Annotated in this window: 21 protein-coding genes; 11 read left to right on the top strand and 10 right to left on the bottom strand. The window is 42.1% G+C overall.

The annotated features are described in order from the left end of the window. The first annotated feature begins 497 nt into the window (after window positions 1-497). On the top strand, window positions 498-1820 hold the full coding sequence (locus HCJ66_RS14055) for a hemolysin family protein (RefSeq protein ID WP_187133708.1): 1323 nt from the start codon (window positions 498-500) through the stop codon (window positions 1818-1820). 42 nt (window positions 1821-1862) lie between these two features. On the opposite strand, the gene HCJ66_RS14050 is transcribed toward HCJ66_RS14055, so the two are convergent. Genes HCJ66_RS14050 through HCJ66_RS14040 form a run of 3 tightly spaced genes read right to left on the bottom strand, consistent with a single transcriptional unit; the run spans window position 1863 to window position 3813 of the window. Beyond that, entirely contained in the window at window positions 1863-2249 is a 387-nt protein-coding gene (locus HCJ66_RS14050; RefSeq protein WP_187133707.1) for a VOC family protein, read from the bottom strand. Between the two features lie 12 nt (window positions 2250-2261). Beyond that, window positions 2262-2888, bottom strand: a complete 627-nt coding sequence (locus HCJ66_RS14045) for a DNA alkylation repair protein (protein ID WP_246438705.1) — start codon at window positions 2886-2888, stop codon at window positions 2262-2264. 55 nt (window positions 2889-2943) lie between these two features. Continuing rightward, complete coding sequence (locus HCJ66_RS14040) at window positions 2944-3813, bottom strand: aldo/keto reductase (protein WP_187133705.1); 870 nt, start codon at window positions 3811-3813, stop codon at window positions 2944-2946. Window positions 3814-4292: 479 nt separating this feature from the next. Here HCJ66_RS14040 and HCJ66_RS14035 point away from each other — a divergent pair, with 479 nt between their 5' ends. From HCJ66_RS14035 to HCJ66_RS14025, 3 genes are all read left to right on the top strand, one after another. Further along, window positions 4293-4913, top strand: coding sequence for a DUF47 domain-containing protein (locus HCJ66_RS14035; RefSeq protein ID WP_036079902.1), 621 nt, complete (start codon window positions 4293-4295; stop codon window positions 4911-4913). A gap of 12 nt (window positions 4914-4925) precedes the next feature. Beyond that, window positions 4926-5927, top strand: a complete 1002-nt coding sequence (locus tag HCJ66_RS14030; RefSeq protein WP_187133704.1) for an inorganic phosphate transporter — start codon at window positions 4926-4928, stop codon at window positions 5925-5927. A 138-nt stretch (window positions 5928-6065) separates the two neighbouring features. Then, on the top strand, window positions 6066-6584 hold the full coding sequence (locus HCJ66_RS14025; protein WP_187133703.1) for a hypothetical protein: 519 nt from the start codon (window positions 6066-6068) through the stop codon (window positions 6582-6584). A 63-nt stretch (window positions 6585-6647) separates the two neighbouring features. Here HCJ66_RS14025 and HCJ66_RS14020 read toward each other — a convergent pair whose 3' ends face one another. Next, a complete protein-coding gene (locus HCJ66_RS14020; protein ID WP_187133702.1) occupies window positions 6648-7094 on the bottom strand; it encodes a hypothetical protein in 447 nt (148 codons plus the stop codon). A gap of 267 nt (window positions 7095-7361) precedes the next feature. On the opposite strand from HCJ66_RS14020, the gene HCJ66_RS14015 reads away from it, so the two are divergent. The 3 genes from HCJ66_RS14015 to HCJ66_RS14005 all read left to right on the top strand — a co-directional run bounded on the left by HCJ66_RS14015 (window position 7362) and on the right by HCJ66_RS14005 (window position 10751). Beyond that, complete coding sequence (locus HCJ66_RS14015) at window positions 7362-8828, top strand: ABC transporter substrate-binding protein/permease (RefSeq protein WP_187133701.1); 1467 nt, start codon at window positions 7362-7364, stop codon at window positions 8826-8828. Further along, complete coding sequence (locus HCJ66_RS14010; protein WP_181676113.1) at window positions 8821-9543, top strand: ATP-binding cassette domain-containing protein; 723 nt, start codon at window positions 8821-8823, stop codon at window positions 9541-9543. Before HCJ66_RS14015 ends, HCJ66_RS14010 begins: the two co-directional genes overlap by 8 nt. A 68-nt stretch (window positions 9544-9611) precedes the next feature. Beyond that, complete coding sequence (locus HCJ66_RS14005; RefSeq protein ID WP_187133700.1) at window positions 9612-10751, top strand: pyridoxal phosphate-dependent aminotransferase; 1140 nt, start codon at window positions 9612-9614, stop codon at window positions 10749-10751. Window positions 10752-10981: 230 nt separating this feature from the next. Here HCJ66_RS14005 and HCJ66_RS14000 read toward each other — a convergent pair whose 3' ends face one another. Continuing rightward, entirely contained in the window at window positions 10982-11272 is a 291-nt protein-coding gene (locus HCJ66_RS14000) for a hypothetical protein (RefSeq protein WP_187133729.1), read from the bottom strand. 34 nt (window positions 11273-11306) lie between these two features. Next, window positions 11307-11954 carry an HAD family hydrolase gene (locus HCJ66_RS13995; RefSeq protein WP_187133699.1) on the bottom strand — a complete coding sequence of 216 codons (648 nt, stop codon included), beginning with the start codon at window positions 11952-11954 and terminating at the stop codon, window positions 11307-11309. Between the two features lie 194 nt (window positions 11955-12148). Between HCJ66_RS13995 and HCJ66_RS13990 the strand changes: the two genes are divergently transcribed. The 3 genes from HCJ66_RS13990 (at window position 12149) to HCJ66_RS13980 (ending at window position 14375) form a co-directional block, all read left to right on the top strand. Beyond that, window positions 12149-13438, top strand: a complete 1290-nt coding sequence (locus tag HCJ66_RS13990; protein ID WP_187133698.1) for an NCS2 family permease — start codon at window positions 12149-12151, stop codon at window positions 13436-13438. 128 nt (window positions 13439-13566) lie between these two features. Beyond that, window positions 13567-13989 (top strand): DUF805 domain-containing protein, encoded by a 423-nt coding sequence (locus HCJ66_RS13985; protein WP_187133697.1) that lies wholly within the window; start codon window positions 13567-13569, stop codon window positions 13987-13989. A gap of 122 nt (window positions 13990-14111) precedes the next feature. Then, window positions 14112-14375, top strand: a complete 264-nt coding sequence (locus HCJ66_RS13980; RefSeq protein WP_187133696.1) for a hypothetical protein — start codon at window positions 14112-14114, stop codon at window positions 14373-14375. Between the two features lie 35 nt (window positions 14376-14410). On the opposite strand, the gene HCJ66_RS13975 is transcribed toward HCJ66_RS13980, so the two are convergent. Both HCJ66_RS13975 and HCJ66_RS13970 read right to left on the bottom strand, forming a co-directional pair. Next, window positions 14411-14929, bottom strand: a complete 519-nt coding sequence (locus HCJ66_RS13975; protein WP_187133695.1) for a type 1 glutamine amidotransferase domain-containing protein — start codon at window positions 14927-14929, stop codon at window positions 14411-14413. 833 nt (window positions 14930-15762) lie between these two features. Further along, window positions 15763-15960: a hypothetical protein gene (locus HCJ66_RS13970; protein ID WP_181677935.1), complete on the bottom strand. Its 198-nt coding sequence runs from the start codon at window positions 15958-15960 to the stop codon at window positions 15763-15765. Window positions 15961-16109: 149 nt separating this feature from the next. Here HCJ66_RS13970 and HCJ66_RS13965 point away from each other — a divergent pair, with 149 nt between their 5' ends. Further along, window positions 16110-16463: a PTS lactose/cellobiose transporter subunit IIA gene (locus HCJ66_RS13965; protein WP_187133694.1), complete on the top strand. Its 354-nt coding sequence runs from the start codon at window positions 16110-16112 to the stop codon at window positions 16461-16463. 73 nt (window positions 16464-16536) lie between these two features. Here the strand turns inward: HCJ66_RS13965 and HCJ66_RS13960 are convergent, their stop codons facing one another. Continuing rightward, on the bottom strand, window positions 16537-16845 hold the full coding sequence (locus tag HCJ66_RS13960; protein WP_187133693.1) for a metal-sulfur cluster assembly factor: 309 nt from the start codon (window positions 16843-16845) through the stop codon (window positions 16537-16539). Between the two features lie 61 nt (window positions 16846-16906). Beyond that, complete coding sequence (gene yjfP, locus HCJ66_RS13955; protein WP_187133692.1) at window positions 16907-17659, bottom strand: esterase; 753 nt, start codon at window positions 17657-17659, stop codon at window positions 16907-16909. Window positions 17660-17690 lie beyond the last annotated feature (31 nt).

Raw genomic sequence — 17690 nt, 5'->3', positions numbered from 1 at the left:
GAACAAATTCATTTCACGATTCCTTGCCGAACCTCAGCGGGTTGTTGGAGTTCTTCGACATGAAATGAGTTAGTACTCCAATATGCAGAGAAATCTCATTTATCTGCTATCCTCATTTGCTTAGTTTCTAGACAAAAGCGAGTACAAGGGCGGAGCGTACTAGAATACGCGAGCACTGGAACGGAGCTTTTAACGACGAAAATAAGCGTTTGTCAACCCGCTGAGACATTTTCTTGTTCACTTGTCTTATTCATGCATTTGACTTATAATTTAGATTAAGTATATTCTATTCAAAATTGTTGGGAGGGAAAAACACAGTGGGGCAGACAAACTAAAAAACCATATAAAAAGAAACAATAAATATAAATCCTTGCTGTCTCGTGTTTCCTTGCCGAATGGATAAACCTTCCGGAACAAACACAAATACAGCATAAAAAACTTTAGAACCCATAGGAGGTGTTCGCCATTTCTGGTGCTTTATCAGGAGTGGCCATTCATTGATACTAACCACTAAATTTTTAATTATCGTTTTACTAATTGCAATTTCCGCATTTTTCGTCGCGACCGAGTTCGCCATCGTAAAAATGCGTCCGAGCCGTTTGGACCAACTAATTTCAGAAGGTAACAAACGCGCTACATTGGCAAAACATATTTACGCACACATGAACGCATACCTTTCTGCCTGTCAGTTAGGTATCACAATCAGTTCCCTTGGACTTGGTTGGCTAGGGGAATCCACCGTCGAAGCAGCCCTTCACCCACTTTTTGTGATGTTTGAACTGCCAAGCTCGGTTACATCCATTCTTTCCTTTACCATCGCGTTCATCCTCATCACGTTCTTACATGTTGTTGTTGGGGAACTCGTGCCAAAAACACTTGCTATTGACAAAACGGAGGCTGTTGCACTTGCTGTTGCACGCCCATTGCATATTTTCTACAAAGTGATGTTCCCATTCATCTGGCTTTTAAACGAGTCAGCGGTTGTCATCGCGAAACTATTCGGCTTAGAAACAGCGAACGACCACGAAATTGCCCATACAGAAGAAGAATTGCGCATTATCGTTGGCGAAAGCTACAAAAGCGGTGAAATTAACCAATCCGAATTTAGCTATGTAAATAAGATTTTTGATTTTGACGAACGAATGGCAAAAGAAGTCATGATTCCGCGTACAGAAATCGTTACCGTGGATACAGGTGGCACGATTGCCGATCTATCCGATATCATGAAATACGAGCGCTACACCCGTTATCCCGTGATTGAAGGCGACAAAGACCACATCATCGGCGTACTAAACCTGAAAGAAATCCTTTCTGCATACGTCGAAAATGGTTCCGATCCATTGTTTAGCATTGATCCTTACGTAAAACCAATCATCCGCGTTATCGAAACGATTCCCATTAAAGAATTACTTATCCGGATGCAGCGCGAACGCTCGCATATCGCGATTCTGCTTGACGAATACGGCGGAACATCTGGCCTTGTAACAGTTGAGGATATTGTCGAAGAAATCGTTGGTGACATTCGCGACGAATTTGACGCTGATGAAATTCCAGAAATCCGTAAAATTAAGGACGGCCACTTCATTATCGACGCTAAAGTCCTGATTGATCAAGTAAACAACATGCTTGGTACAGACATTGAAGAAGAAGAAGTTGATACAATCGGCGGCTGGTTCCTAACACATAACTACGAAGTCGAAATTGGCGATGAGATTGAAAACAATGGCTACATTTTCCGCGTAAAAGAAGCCGAACCACATCACATTTCCTACATCGAAGTTTTCAAAAAAGAGAAGCACAAAGAAGCACCAGAAGAATAACAATATCCCGAAATCCATTTTTACCGGATTTCGGGATATTTTTCATTTTCTGGCGACTAATTCTACTTTCATTCTATCCGGACCTTCCGCGAAAACCGCATAATAATTCGGGCCTCCCGCAAACGGATGGCGGTCTTCATACAGAATCGGAATCCCCTGCTCACGAAAACGCTCCGTCCAATCATCCACATCCGCCCGCGTCGCTACGTGAAACGCCAAATGATTTAATCCCGTATGCCCCCGGTGATATCCCGCATCAAGAAAGCGCTCCTCCGTCTGTACAAATACCAAATACGCCTCCCCGTAAATCCAACTAACGCCCTTGTCCCACTCCGAATAAAGCGAATAACCAAGCCGCAGCAACAAATCATCCCAAAACAACCGCGCCTCTTTCAAATTCGAAACATTAATCTCCACATGATGCAACAATTCGCTCTCCTCCTAAAAATGCTTCAATGCCTCTCTCCGACTTAGAGAAGCTAAATCATGCGACGCAACAAACGCAAGCACCGCATCCGCATCAAACTTCGCATACTGACGCAACGCCCAACCAATCGCCTTTTGAATAAAAAACTCATCCGAATCTAACCATTTTGCACAGTTCGCAAATAACAGCTCTGCGTCCGTTTTGTCCTTATATTTCAGCTGAAACAAAATCGCCGTACGCGCCAGCCAAATATCGTCCCCGTCAATCCACTTCTCATTGTACTTCTCAATCAATTCCGGATACAACGCAAAATGGCCCCCAACAAGCGTACTCGCCAATAAATCCACCGTATCCCACCAAGGTTCCGTCCTAATCAACAGCTCATAAAAATCCACGGCATCCACTGATTGTTTCTTCACATTTTTTGTCAAAATATCAATCGCCATATAATAAAATTCCCGTTCCGACTGCGTATAAAGCTCCTTCGCAATGGCAATAGCATCTTGCGGCTTCCCATGTTCCGCCACAAAATCCCGATAAATCACACGTCGCTTAGGACTTCGCAACCCAAGAAAAACAAATTGGTTTCGCATATACTGCTCCATCGCCTGTTTCTCCTCAGGTTCTGCATGTTCTTTCATATATAAAACCAATTGCTTCGTATAATTATCCATCTGAACCTCCCGACACATCATTTCAAGAAAACATCGCGCGTTCCTTCTCCATACTCGCCAACATGAACTCCACATCATCCGGATCTGGCCCGACACGTTTTCCGCTTTCTAACTGACCAATCCGCTTCATATCGCTCGCATCCAACGAAAAGTTAAACAATTGTGCATTCTCAAGCATCCGTTTCCCACTGATGGAACGCGTCATCGTGATCGTTTTCCGTTCCATATGCCACCGCAAAATCACCTGATCCACATGAACGCCATGTTTCGCCGCAATTTCTCCAATCACCGGATTTTGAAATAACGCACCCTTTGCAAGCGGCGACCAAGCACCATGCGCAATCCCGTGCTCCGCCAAATACGCCCGCAATTCATTTTGTGGCAATAATGGATGCGTTTCCACTTGATCAATCGCCGGCTTCACATTCGCCTTCACAGCCAAATTCGCCAAATGATGTTCCTTAAAATTCGCCACACCAATCGCACGTACCATTTTTTCATCATACAGACGCTCCATCGCCCGCCAAGTTTCCGTATACACTTCCGTCAGCGGCCAATGAATCAAATACATATCTAAGTAGTCTACGCCCAAATTTTCCAATGTATGTTCAAAGGCAGTCAAAACTTTATCATAGCCCTGATCCCCATTCCAAATTTTAGAACTAATGAATAACTCATCCCGCGGTACGTCACTACGGCTAATCGCTTGTCTGACTAGCTTTTCGTTGTTATAAACCGCACCCGTATCAAACGAACGGTAGCCAAATTCGAGCGCCTTCTCAATTGCACCAGCCACGTGTTGCTGATCTGTCACCTGAAATACACCCATGCCAAGATAAGGAATCATCACACCATTATTTAAACGATAACGTGATTGAAAGGAATTGACCATTGATAAAACCTCCTGCTTTTGTAGTTTAATCGATATTCGCCGCATTTTCTTTCATTAATACTTACCGTTAGTATACATAAATACGCTTTCCTTATCCATTAAAATGCAACTTGAAATGTAAAACTACGTGAAAAAACTAACAATTCTTTTTTCCAAATAATACTTTCATTCATGGCCCCTTCCACTATAAACAAAAATCCACCGTCTTTGCTAAAAAAATTATCAAACGGATACACATCGTAAAAACCCGCTAAATAACAATTGTAACCGATTTCAACTAGTTTCTACCTATTTTACTCTAAAAAAAAGATACCTATTGGCTCCATCCTATGTTAGTATGAATATGTAGTAAATTTCTATCCTTGTTATGATTTTTTTCTGTATTATTTTTGTAAACATCCGCTCACTAGACATCAACGAAAAAGTGGGCCCTATTATACTGGGAAAAATCACACAAAAAAGATCGGGGGAATTAAAAAATGGCTTTTAAAAACAAAAAGGACCGTTTTGCTTCATTATTACATGACATGGCAGTAAACCTACGTGAGGGCGCAAACTACTTCGCTTCTTACAACATCGAAACTGGGGAAGACTTACATACTTTTTCCGAGAAGATGAAGGAATATGAAACACACGGTGATTCACTGGTTCACAAAATGATTTTAGAACTAAATGATGCCTTCATCACGCCAATCGAGCGCGAAGACATGTTAGAGCTAACAAACCGATTAGATGACGTAATGGACGGCTTTGAACAAATCGCCTTCACATTCGAAATCTGTCATATCAAACGATTTGACGACTACATGCAAAAATTCATTGATGCGATTGAAGCAAGTACTGTTGAAATTGAAAAAGCAGTAGATCTCGTTTTTGATAAAAAATTAAAAGACGTACGCACATTAGCTATTAAAATAAAAAACTACGAATCAATTTGTGATGAAGTATATCGCGAGTCTCTGATTCAACTATTCCAAAACGAAGAAAACCCAATCCGCCTAATTCGGATGAAAGAAGTGTATGAGAATTTTGAAGAAATCGCAGACAGTTGTCAAAGTGTAGCCAATACGCTTGAATCAATTGTTATGAAAAACGCGTAAGGGGCCGGCTAAATGGAAGGTATGTTATTTATAACGATTGTCATTGTTATTGCAGCACTAGCGTTTGACCTTATCAACGGATTTCATGACACAGCCAACGCGATTGCAACCAGTGTCTCAACAAAAGCATTAAAACCGAAACATGCAATTATACTTGCCGCAGTGATGAACTTTGTCGGCGCGATTTCCTTCACAGGGGTTGCCAAGACAATTACAAAAGACATTGTCGATCCATTCTCCTTACCACATGGCGACCTTGTTATTCTTGCAGCGCTCATATCAGCAATTACCTGGAACTTGGTCACCTGGTACTTCGGTATTCCAAGTAGTTCCTCCCATGCTTTAATTGGTTCTATCGCTGGTGGAGCCATTGCCGCAGCAGGATTTGGCGCACTCGAATATAAAGGCTTCTTAACGATTATCATCGGCCTTATCGTGTCTCCATTCCTAGCATTTGGTGTTGGTTTCCTAATCTATAGCCTGTTCAAGGTATTCTTAAAGAATTTAAACCTATCATCAACAAACCGCCGTTTCCGCTACATTCAAGTCGGAACCGCGGCACTCCAATCTTACACACACGGTACCAATGACGCCCAAAAATCAATGGGTATCATCACACTGGCTTTGATCGCAAACGGGTTTCAACATACCGATGACGTTCAACTGTGGGTACAAGTATCCTGTGCGATCGCGATGGCCGTCGGTACATCGATCGGTGGTTGGAAAATCATCAAAACAGTTGGCGGTAAAATCATGAAAATCAAACCAGTGAGTGGTGTAGCAGCAGATTTAAGTTCTGTATTCATCATTTTCGGTGCGACATTCATTCATCTGCCAGTAAGTACAACACACGTAATCAGCTCATCCATCCTTGGTGTTGGAACAGCCCACCGTGTGAAAGGCGTTAAATGGGACACGGCACAACGCATGATCATCACTTGGATTATCACGTTGCCAATCTCAGCCGCACTTGCTGCAGCCATTTATTACGTACTACGTTTCTTCCTAGTATAATTTCAAAAAACTCGTATCTGGACAACAGAGGCGAGTTTTTTTATGTTTTCACTACTAAATAAAGGGAATAGGATTCTATAAGACCGTAAAAAGCGTTTACTTAAAAATTGGATACTACGTCAGGAGATGAATAATATTATGCCAAGCTTTCACTTCCAAAAACCACTAGTCCTAAGAAAAAGCAACCCTATCGAAGTAAAGAACGAAAACGAAGAAATCGTTGGAACCATTGAAAAAATTTCATCACGAATCTCTTTTCAAAATAATCACCCCCTGTACAGCTATTCCAACGATGAAACAAAGAAAGAACTCGCAACACTGACTATCGAAATTGGCTGGCTTGGGGAAGACGGATCGTCCATTGTGTACCATAATATGCAGCCAAGTTTTGATATTTCACTCAAAGAAATTACTGGCAGTGACCATAGCCTTCATATTCGCGGGCTAAAGCAAGATCATCGTATCGATATTATCCAGCCTGAGGCAAAAGGTGCCATAAAAATATTACTTGATCATACAGATATCTGCCATATCGCAGCTGATAAATCCTTATCCGGCAGCGCTGTAACCATTGAATATCAAGAAAATGAAATCCTGCCTCCCGCCTTCTTCCTACTATCTTTCTTCATTATTCGTCTGATAAAAGAAGAATTTTAAAAAAGCGCGGATGCGACCAGCTAAAAACTGATTGCATCCGCGTTTTTTTAAATCTATACCAGATTAAAACGGCTCATCCATTTCCCCGTCCAAACTCCCCAACATCTTCGCCAGAATCGCGTCCGCATGTTTCGACTGCACGTCCGGATTATTATACACCTGAATAAAGCCATCGATCCCAACATTCGCAAACTCAATCTCCTGCTCTGGTAAAAACAGCGCGCCAAGACCAACTTCGAGCGCCTGAAAAAGTGCATCCAAATGATGTAACGGCCGAATATCCTGCTCCTCTTCCATCCGCTGCTCAAACACCTTAAACTCGCCCTGAATCAATCGGTTCACAAGACGTCGATCCTCCCTGCGTAGCATCGGCTCGCCACTTTCTGCATCATAGGCCGCTTTATCCTTAGCCACAAAAAACTCCAAACACAAAAGCGTCCCATCAAATACCCCTCTAGAATCATTCGGAAATTCAACTTCCTGCATAACAAGCTCAAATTCTTTCTCCATTTTCGAATCCCACCTTTTTATTTATTTTCCAATCCACGGTATAATATCCTTACCCACAATATAACACGACAGCAACAACCTAGCCAAACGAAAACCACACTCACCATCTTTTCTATATTTTTATTAAAAATGCTCTTGCATAATTACTCAAAAACATGTATTATTATATCTATCGAAAGAAGTTATAAATTCTATGTTCATCTTTAATAGTTATTCATTAAAATGCATAAACTACCGAGATGATATACATTATAAAGGAGTGTACTCATGATTAAAGGGAAGTTTTATCTCAAATTAACCGCTATATTTTTTATACTAATGATGGTATTTGCTAGCTTTTCTCCCGTTTTAGCAGCGGAAAAAGACACGTCACTATCAGATGTTCAGGAAAGCGGCAGACTCGTTGTCGGCCTATCCGCCGATTATCCGCCATATGAATTTCACAAAACTATTAAAGGAAAAGATACATTTGTCGGTTTCGATATTAGTATCGCTAAAAAAATCGCCAAAGATATGGGTGTTACGCTAGACATTAAAGAAATGGATTTTGACAGCCTACTCCCAGCCTTAAAAACAAACAAAATCGACATGATTATTTCAGGTATGTCACCAACGCCAGAACGTCTAAAAGAAGTCGATTTCTCCGATCCATACATGACTGTACAACAAAAAGTCGTGATTCGGAAAACAGACAAAGATAAATTTAAAACAACCAATGATTTCGCAGGTGCCACAGTCGGCGCACAAAAACAAACGACACAAGAAGCACTCGCACAAGACGAACTAACAGGCGCAAAAGTGAAGTCACTATCTAAGGTAACCACATTAATGCTTGAATTACAGCAGAAAAAACTGGACGCCGTTGTACTGGAAGGTCCCGTTGCTGATGCTTACATTTCACAATACGATGACCTGATGATTTCCGATGTGCAATTTGTGAATGGAACAAAACAAACCGCCATTGCGATGAACAAAGGAACAACATCACTGCAAAAGAGCGTCAATACCTCTCTTCAAGAAATCAAGGACAAGAATTTATTAAAAGAATACAAAGAAGAAGCCAACAAAGCCATGTTTAAAGATGGTAACTTCTTCACGCAATACGGTTCTTATTATGTGAAAGGTGCACTTTATACGATTGGAATCGCTGCTGTCGGTGTTCTTTTCGGTTCTATCATCGGTGCTCTGCTCGCTCTCATGAAACTAGCGAAAACAAGATGGTTACGTTGGCCAGCAAATTGTTACATTGAATTTGTACGTGGGACACCATTGCTCGTTCAAATTTTCCTTGTTTATTTTGGGACAACTGCCGTATTTGGCGGACTTAACCTGCCAGCGATTGTTGCTGGTTGTATCGCCCTATCACTGAACAGTGCCGCTTATGTCGCGGAAATCATTCGTGCCGGAATTATGGCCGTTGATAAAGGACAAGAAGAAGCCGCACGTAGCCTTGGTATGACGAAAGTCGCTAGTATGCGCTATATCATTTTGCCACAAGCGATTAAAAACATTTTACCAGCGCTCGGCAATGAATTTATTACCGTTATTAAAGAATCGTCCATCGTGTCCATTATCGGTATTACCGAGTTGATGTTTATGTCTGGAGTCGTTGCAGGAGCTAGCTTTAATGCCGTGCTTCCATACGCAGTCGCAGCCGTGATTTACTTCATCCTAACGTTTGGTCTATCCAGACTTCTAGGCGTTGCTGAAAGGAGAATGAGAACAAGTGATTAAAGTAACCAAACTACAAAAACATTTTGATAAATTAGAAGTTTTAAAAGGCATTGATATAGAAGTAGCGCAAGGCGAGGTGGTCGTTGTTATCGGCCCCTCAGGATCTGGAAAAAGTACCTTCCTGCGCTGCTTAAACTTACTCGAGCAACCAACTGGCGGCGTCATCGAATTCGAAGGTACCAACCTCACGGACAAAGACGTCAACATCAATGATTTGCGTCAACGGATGGGCATGGTTTTCCAAAGCTTCAACCTATTTCCACATAAAACTGTGCTCGATAATCTGACTCTGGCACCGCTAAAAGTGAAAGGTGAATCTGCTGAGACCGCGAAAAAACATGCTTTGTCCTTGCTTGATAAAGTTGGTCTCGCTGATAAAGCAAACAGCTACCCATCCTCCCTATCTGGCGGACAAAAACAACGGGTTGCCATCGCGCGCGCCTTGGCAATGAATCCAGATGTGATGCTCTTTGATGAACCAACGTCCGCGCTCGATCCAGAAATGGTCGGCGAGGTGTTGCAAGTTATGAAGAGCTTGGCCAAAGAAGGCATGACGATGGTCGTTGTCACACACGAAATGGGCTTTGCAAAAGAAGTAGCCGATCGCGTTATCTTCATGGACGGCGGTTACATCCAAGAACAAGGAACACCAGAACAAATTTTTACAAGTCCACAAAACGAAAGAACACAAAGTTTCCTAGGAAAAGTGTTATAATAGGTGAAAAAGTGGAATGCAAACTCAAGCTGCATTCCACTTTTATCTACATATGGAGGTTTTTTAAAATGAAATTAGCTAAAAAATATCAACAAGCACCCGTCAATATTTTATCTCAAATCACGACAATCGCGAAAACAACGCCTAACCTGATTGACTTTTCGATTGGCGATCCGGACCTGATTACCGACCAAGAAATCATCGAGGCATCCTTCCAAGACGTGAAGAATGGCCAAACCAAATACACCGAGGCGTCTGGTGACATCGAATTACTCGAAGCCATTTCAGGGTTTTACGACCGCACCTACGATTTACAATTCCCAACCAGCGAGATCCGCGCAACAGTCGGCGCATGCCACGCGATGTACCTCGCACTTCAAGCCATCATTGATCCCGGCGACGAGGTCATCATCCACGAACCTTACTTCACGCCTTATAAAGATCAAATTCTGGCTGCGGGCGGCGTTCCCGTCTTCATTCCAACCTATGAAAAAGACGATTTTGCGATCAATTTAGATATTTTAAAAGCCGCGATTACGAGCAAAACAAAAGCACTGATTCTAAATTCACCGAATAACCCAACAGGAGCCGTTTTTTCCAAAGAAATATTTGAAGAAATCGCTACACTTGCGAAGAATCACGATTTTTACATCTTATCCGATGAAGTCTACGATGGCTTCAGTTTCTACGAAAAATTCACCCCAATGGCAAAATTCGCGCCAGAGCACACCATTACGCTAGGTAGCCTCTCGAAAAATTTTGCGATGACCGGTTGGCGGATTGGCTATATGATTGCGGGCGAGTATATTATCCAAGCCGTAAAGGCAATCAATGAAGGCATCACGTTCTCTGCCCCATCACCGTCCCAGAGAGCTGCTGTACACGCTCTAAACAACGCCGAGAAGTTTATACCAGCCGTCACAAAAACCTTCCAAGAACGGCTAGAATACGTCGGAAAACGCGTCGCCGAGATACCATACTTATCGATCCACCCCGTCAAAGGCACGATTTACGCCTTCATTAACATCAGCGGCTCCGGCATGACTTCCGTCCCGTTCTGCGAGTATGTCTTGAAAGAAACCCAAGTCCTATTAATCCCAGGCTTAGCGTTCGGCGACACTGGCGACAACTACGTCCGCCTAGCAGCGACACAGAACTTGGACGTCCTAAAAGAAGCCTTCGACCGCCTAGCCAAACTAAAATTCTAAAAAACAAACAGAACTAAGACCATAGCTTTGCGCATGGTCTTAGTTCTTGTCTTTACAAAAAAATTATACTCCCCTAAAAATCCACGTCCGTGCCGCCGAACCTCAGCGGAGCGACAAATGCTTAGATCCTAGGCAAAAGCGAGTACCGGAGCGGAGTGTACGACTGTACATGAGCACCGGAACGGAACTTTTAACGACGGAGATGAGCGTTTGTCGCTCCGCTGAGAGCATTAGCCGATGGTTGGAGCCATGGAAACTTGCCAATTCGTAATCATTCGTTGCATTTCTTCCTCCGTCAACACATTAAACGCAATAATCTGATCCACCGAAACCGTCAAACCTTTCGAAAAACGATTCACCCTCGACGCCGACACACAATTGATATACACATCCTGTAACTTCACAACACTATGCGGAATTTCATCCGGAATATCCGTAATCCCAATAATATAACCAATTGCCGTCACAAAAAGCACTGGCTCACCATGCGTCATTTGCTCAAATAACTCTACTTCTTTGATCGTATTTTCAATCATTTCAATCACTCCTCTAACTCTATTTACCCGCTAAAAATGCATCCAAATCCACATCCGCGAACGAATCATATACACTCGTTCCTTCTGGGAAAACGATGCCCTTCGTCACTTCATTCTTCACAACGATCACATGTAGCCCTGCGCCAACCGCCGATAACGAACCATTCCGCGAGTCTTCCACAGCAATCGCTTCTTCCGGCTTCACACCAAGTGCCTCCACCGCTTGACGATAAAGCGCGGGATCAGGTTTAATAACTTCCACATCATCCGCCGTCTGAATCGTTTCAAAATCATCCAAAATGCCGAATTTATCCAAAATCGGGTCCACCCAAGCACGCGCGGAACTAGTCGCCAAACCAATTTTATAACCATTATCTTTGGCATAGTTGAACAAACGCATGAAGCCATCACGCATTTCCAATTTATCACGACCATTATGCACTTGTAAGTCTATGTATTTTTGAAAAGCCGCAGCATCAAATTTGCCATTCGTTTGTTCCGCCATATAAAGAAGTAACGGATCGTCAGTACTCCCAACCACTTGCTCATACACATCCATCGGCAAACCCATGCCATAGTTCGCCTGTAGATACTTCTGTGTCTCGTCAAACCAAACTGCTTCGGTATCAATCATCGTACCATCAAAATCAAAAACAAATGCTTTCATGAAATTCCTCCAGCTATCATATTTCAACACCTTCATTATAACATATGAAACCGTTTCATCCTTAAAAAGAATAGAACTTCCTAAAATAAGCTTGCATTTTAGTAGAAAAACGAATATTATTGTAGTTGTGGTTTCAAAATGTTCGTAATAAGACGAAAAATTATCTTTTTAACTATAAAAGGGAGTGGAATTTCATGTTTCAACTAAAAGCTCACGGAACAGACGTCAAAACAGAGGTTATCTCAGGTTTTACAACATTTTTAACAATGGTTTATATCATCGTTGTAAACCCAGCAATCCTTTCAGCAGCAGGCGTTCCATTTAACACAGTCTTCATGGCAACGATTATCTCAGCTGTCATCGGGACACTTTGGATGGCCCTATTCGCCAACTATCCAATCGCAATCGCACCAGGGCTCGGGATGAATGCCTATTTCGTCACCGTCGTCACAACCCAAAAATTAGACTACGCGACCGCATTTACAGCCGTTTTCGTAGCAGGTATTATTTTCTTACTATTATCTTTAACACCGTTCCGGGAGAAATTAATCACAGCAATCCCGCATACTCTAAAAGCAGGAATCACGGCTGGTATCGGTCTTTTCATTGCATTCCTTGGCTTCCGTATGACAGGAATTATCGTAAAAAGCGATTCCAATCTAGTCGGACTTGGCGATCTTCATTCACCAGAAGCCCTACTTGCTATTGCTGGACTTCTAATTACGCTGATTTTCCTAGCGCTTAACGTCAAAGGTGCACTGTTTATTGGGATGATTTCGACTGGGGTTATCGCTTTCTTCACCGGTGAACTAAAATTCAATGGCTTTGTCAAAATGCCATCGATGCCCGACCTTGTCATCACAAATCCTATCCACGCGTTCGGCGATGTTGTCACATACAGCCTTTACGGCGTTGTCCTGTCCTTCCTTTTAATCACGATTTTCGATACGACAGGAACAATGATTGGTGTTGCTAAAAAAGCCGGCCTCATGAAAGGTGAAAGTTTGCCAAATGCCAAACACGCCTTACTCGCAGATGCAGTCGCGACAAGTGTTGGTTCTATGTTCGGGACAACACCAACCAGCGCCTACATCGAGTCTTCCGCAGGTGTTGCAACAGGAGGACGTACAGGTTTAACGACGCTTACCGTTGCTGGATTATTTCTAGTTTCCGCGTTTTTCGCCCCACTTGTCGGCGCAGTATCCGGCATTTCAGCGATTACTGCACCAGCACTCATTATCGTTGGTAGCATGATGATTGGCGCTGTAAAAGAAATCGATTGGGACACACTCGACGAAGCCTTCCCAGCTTTCCTAGTTATCCTTGCAATGCCGCTCACATCAAGCATTGCCATCGGTTTAGCATTCGGCTTCATCTCCTATCCAATCTTAAAAATCTTCACTGGTAAATGGCGCGAACTCAACTGGTTCATCATCGTCATCGCGATTCTGTTCTTCATTCTAGTCGCTTTCTTACCTCATTAAAATATAAAAGCTGTATTCCAATTCAAATTTGGCGTACAGCTTTTTAAATTATTCACCATTCTGACAAACAAATCCACTCCGAATCATGCTATACTGGAATTTAACATCTTAGAAGGGGGGGGGTTATCTTGGGATTTCTAGAAGCTTATCTATCTTTTTGGAAAAATTATGTGAATTTCACTGGACGTTCCTCACGTTCTGCTTATTGGTATGTTATTTTATGGAACGCTATTATCATCAGTATTTTTTACATATTTATCTTAGTTTTCACCGTGTTTACAGCAGCCACATCATCGGTAAGTGACGCAACTGGAGATTTTGCTTTTGTCATGACATCTGGTTCAACGTTGCTAATCCTAGTGCTGCTCGTTTTATATGAGTTAGCTACTTTTATTCCAATGTTGGCCTTAATGATCCGTCGTCTGCACGATTCTAACAAAAGCGGCTGGTTTGTTTTACTCAGCTTGATTCCATTTGTAGGTAGTATTATCATGATTATTTTCATGTGTATGCCTAGTGAACCAGCATTCAGTGACGATTTCGATTTTTAATGTATGACAAGGGTGTAAGTAAATTCCGTCCTTTTTTGTTTGACTTTTTTCATATCATTAGACATTTGCCTGCCATATCTGCTATAAAGGAAAGAGATATTGAATAGAAAAGAGTGAGCCATTTGTGGAAAGCATTTTTTAGCGGTATCGGAATTGCCGTACTAGTTATCATTTTCAGCCTACTAACGACCGGATACAGCATGTCGTCACTATTCTCTTTCGTGTTGATGGTCTTAATCTTGGCGTCCATCGTTTGCTCGGCGCTCGTGTCAGTAGGAAGATCGCAAAACCCAAACCGAAAAATTCAATTACGATGGAGCATCCTACTCGCCGTTGCCGCGATTCCATCTTTCATCGGTTTCATAATTAGTTATTACTTCACATGAAAAAAGAGCCGTGTTCTAGCTCTTTTTTTTGCTGCTTATTTAAATGCTGCGATGAATGCAGGTACATAATCCGGTAAATCTGGTGGGCGGCGACTCGAAATAATGTGACCGTCCGTAATAACTGCTTCATCATGCCAAATCGCACCAGCATTCGTCATATCATCCTTGATACCAGGCGTACTTGTGACGTTGATGCCATCTAGGATTCCCGCTGAAATAAGCACCCAGCCAGCGTGACAAATTTGGCCAATCGGTTTCTTTTGCTTATCAAAGTAGCGTACAAATTCCAGTACTTTATCGAAGCGGCGCAACTTATCTGGCGACCAGCCTCCTGGAACTAAAATCCCGTCATAGTCTTCCACTTTTATATCATCAAAGCTAAAATCACTCGTTGCCGGAACACCATACTTCCCGTGGTAGACAACGCCGGCTTCTTCTCCGACTAAATGAACCTCTGCTCCAGCTTCGCGAACTCGTAATACGGGATACCATAATTCTAAATCCTCGAAATCCTCGCTGATTAGAGCGATTACTTTTTTACCTTGTAGTGTCATGTTATCGTCCTCCTCAATTATTGCTTGTTTCAAGTATACCAATAGAGGTGACGTGCTTGAAGTAATCTGCTTGTGAGGGACTGTTGGGGTGGTTGCTCATGACGATTTGTGGAAGGCTAGTGATAATGATTGTAAAATTATGTTCTATCCTTGATTGGATAAAGCTCTAAACAAAATAAAGTTGCCTTAACCATTATTTGGCGTAAGGCGGAGATTAGGCTTTGAACAGCCGGGATGGATTACACGCTCGCTCTGCTCTCATGCATATTGCGGCTGTAACTCACTTTGTTCAAACAGCCTCAACAAAAAAAAAGACCCAGTCAATTGACTAGGCAGGCCATCATGTTCGAATGTTTATGCTTAACGGGATGAGGCACAAACGAAAACTACATGGCAAATGAGATGAATGAAAACAAATAACGGTTATCGGTGCGAAATCATATGATAAACACAAGTGCTTAACATTTGGAAGATGGATACACCGAATTCCATTATAACCATGATAGGGTCTTATCCCCACAAAAATAAACAAGGGCTGTATACTTTTGTCGAAATAAGAACTCACACTAAATGCAAGGTATATATATATTCTACTTTTATTAAGCGAAAAAAGCAAGAGAACAAACTGTGTAATTTTTGTGACAAAAATAATCTGTTTTATAGCCTTTTCTATGTGAAATGATGAAAAATGTGCTTAATTAACAATTCTTTTAGCTATATTAAGGTATTACATATAATTTCAGGTACAATTTTTCGGATTATGGTGCGAACAGATACGAACAAAATTCCAAAAAATAATTCCCCAATCAGATTAGGGAATCATCTTCTTCTATTTAGTCTACTAGTTCTACAATCATATTACAAATAATTGCTACGATCGGGATTAGCGCAAACAATCCCCATGACCAATTACCTTTATGTGATCTCGTCGATTTCGCTTGCTCTAACTCATTTACTTGTTGGCGTAGACTCAACACTTCTAACTCTAAATCCTGCACTTTATCCTCAAGATCATATAATCGTTCTTCCATGGATATCCCTCTTTTCGATCAATTTGATAGTTATATTATATATCGAATTCGCGCATCATGTCATCGTACCATAGGCTGATTAACCTAATAATAGCAATTACTCGCACGCTTTGCTACAATAAGATAAATAGCTTAAATGAGGTGAAAAAATGGATATTCATACGGAAGAAGCCGCTGTAAAATTGATTCTTCATGGCGGAAATACACGAAAAGAAGCTTATGCTGCTATTGCGGCCGCTGAAAACTATCATTTCGAAGAGGCAACATCTCATTTGCAAAAGGCAGAAGTACAATTTTTAGAAGGACATGCTTGGCAAACCAAATTAGTTTCGCGTCGGAGCTCAGATAATGACATAACGCCGTCCTTTTTATTAGTCCACGGGCAAGATCATTTGATGACAGCGCAAGCCGAGCTTAACTTAGCCAAACAAATCGTTCGCCAATACGAGCATCAAAGCGAACTCGAAGCACGCATCGCAAAATTAGAACAAGCAAACAACTAAAAAAGATACGAAGATAAGTCTGCTGCATCCTAAATCGATGACGGTTAACCTTATCCACGTATCTTTTTCTTTTTTATCGAATACCTAGTGCAATCTTAGCATAACGTGACATCCGGTCTTTCGTCCAAGCCGGCGTCCACACAAGGTCAACCTTCGTATCTTTCACTTCTGGAATATCTGACATCGCGACACGTACTTGATCTGTCAAAACACCAGCAAGCGGGCATCCCATCGTTGTTAACGTCATCGTCACTGTACAAAGTCCTTCCTCATCCAAGTCCACATCGTAAACCAGACCAATATTGACAATATCAATGCCTAGCTCTGGATCAATTACTTGCTCTAACGCACCCATCAAATTTTCTTTTAGTTCTGCATCCATGAAGTAGTAGCCTCCTTTTGATTTTCTCTCATTATTGTAACATAGTTGAGAATGATTTTCATTATAATTTTTCTTCTAAAAAGCCGACACCAGCAAGCATGCCCTCAATCGAGATTTTGTGTTTTGCCTTTTCGTCCACCATGAAAGCCACGTTATCCGACATATCTTCCTCAACCAGCGCCTCGTATAGCTTCTCACTATATTGGAACGGCACCACGTCATCCGCTTTCCCATGCCAAATCATCAAAGGGCGATTTTTCAATTTTGTAGGGGCAGCACTAAGGTCATACGGTGCCAATTCACGAATCCGCGCATCCACGTCAAAAGGAAACTCGATGCCCTGTTTGATTACACCATCTGCAAGCGCCTTCGCGAAATGACCATAGTACGAACTCCCAGCAAGGCACACACCCACTTTGAGCCAATCATACTGCGCTAACATCCCGTAACTCGTAATCGCTCCCATCGAAAAACCTCCGACAGCAAGCCTCGACGTATCCACTAACCCCTCCGCATCTAAGGCGTCTCTTAACAAAGGCAATTCATCGATATTCCCACGAACCGTATCCCAAAAATAAATCGCCTGCTCTGTTTCCGACTCATTCCCACTTCGTTCGCCATGCATCGGCGCATCCGGCAAAATGACACGCATCCCACGTTGCGCCAACAAATAAGCGTACGGTAAATACAATTCTTTTTGCGATTGAAAACCATGATAAAAAAAGACAGTTGGTAACTTTTCGGTCGCGTTTGTTGCATCATAAATATGTAGGACCGGAATTTCTTTTATCCACTTATGTTCCACTTGAATCATTGGTAGGCCTCATTTCCATGTAATTTATTAA

It is taken from the genome of Paenilisteria portnoyi (assembly GCF_014322795.1).
In the GTDB taxonomy this organism is placed as follows: domain Bacteria; phylum Bacillota; class Bacilli; order Lactobacillales; family Listeriaceae; genus Listeria_A; species Listeria_A portnoyi.
The sequence above is the reverse complement of the archived record's forward strand: the minus strand, read 5'-3'. Positions and strand labels throughout refer to the sequence as shown.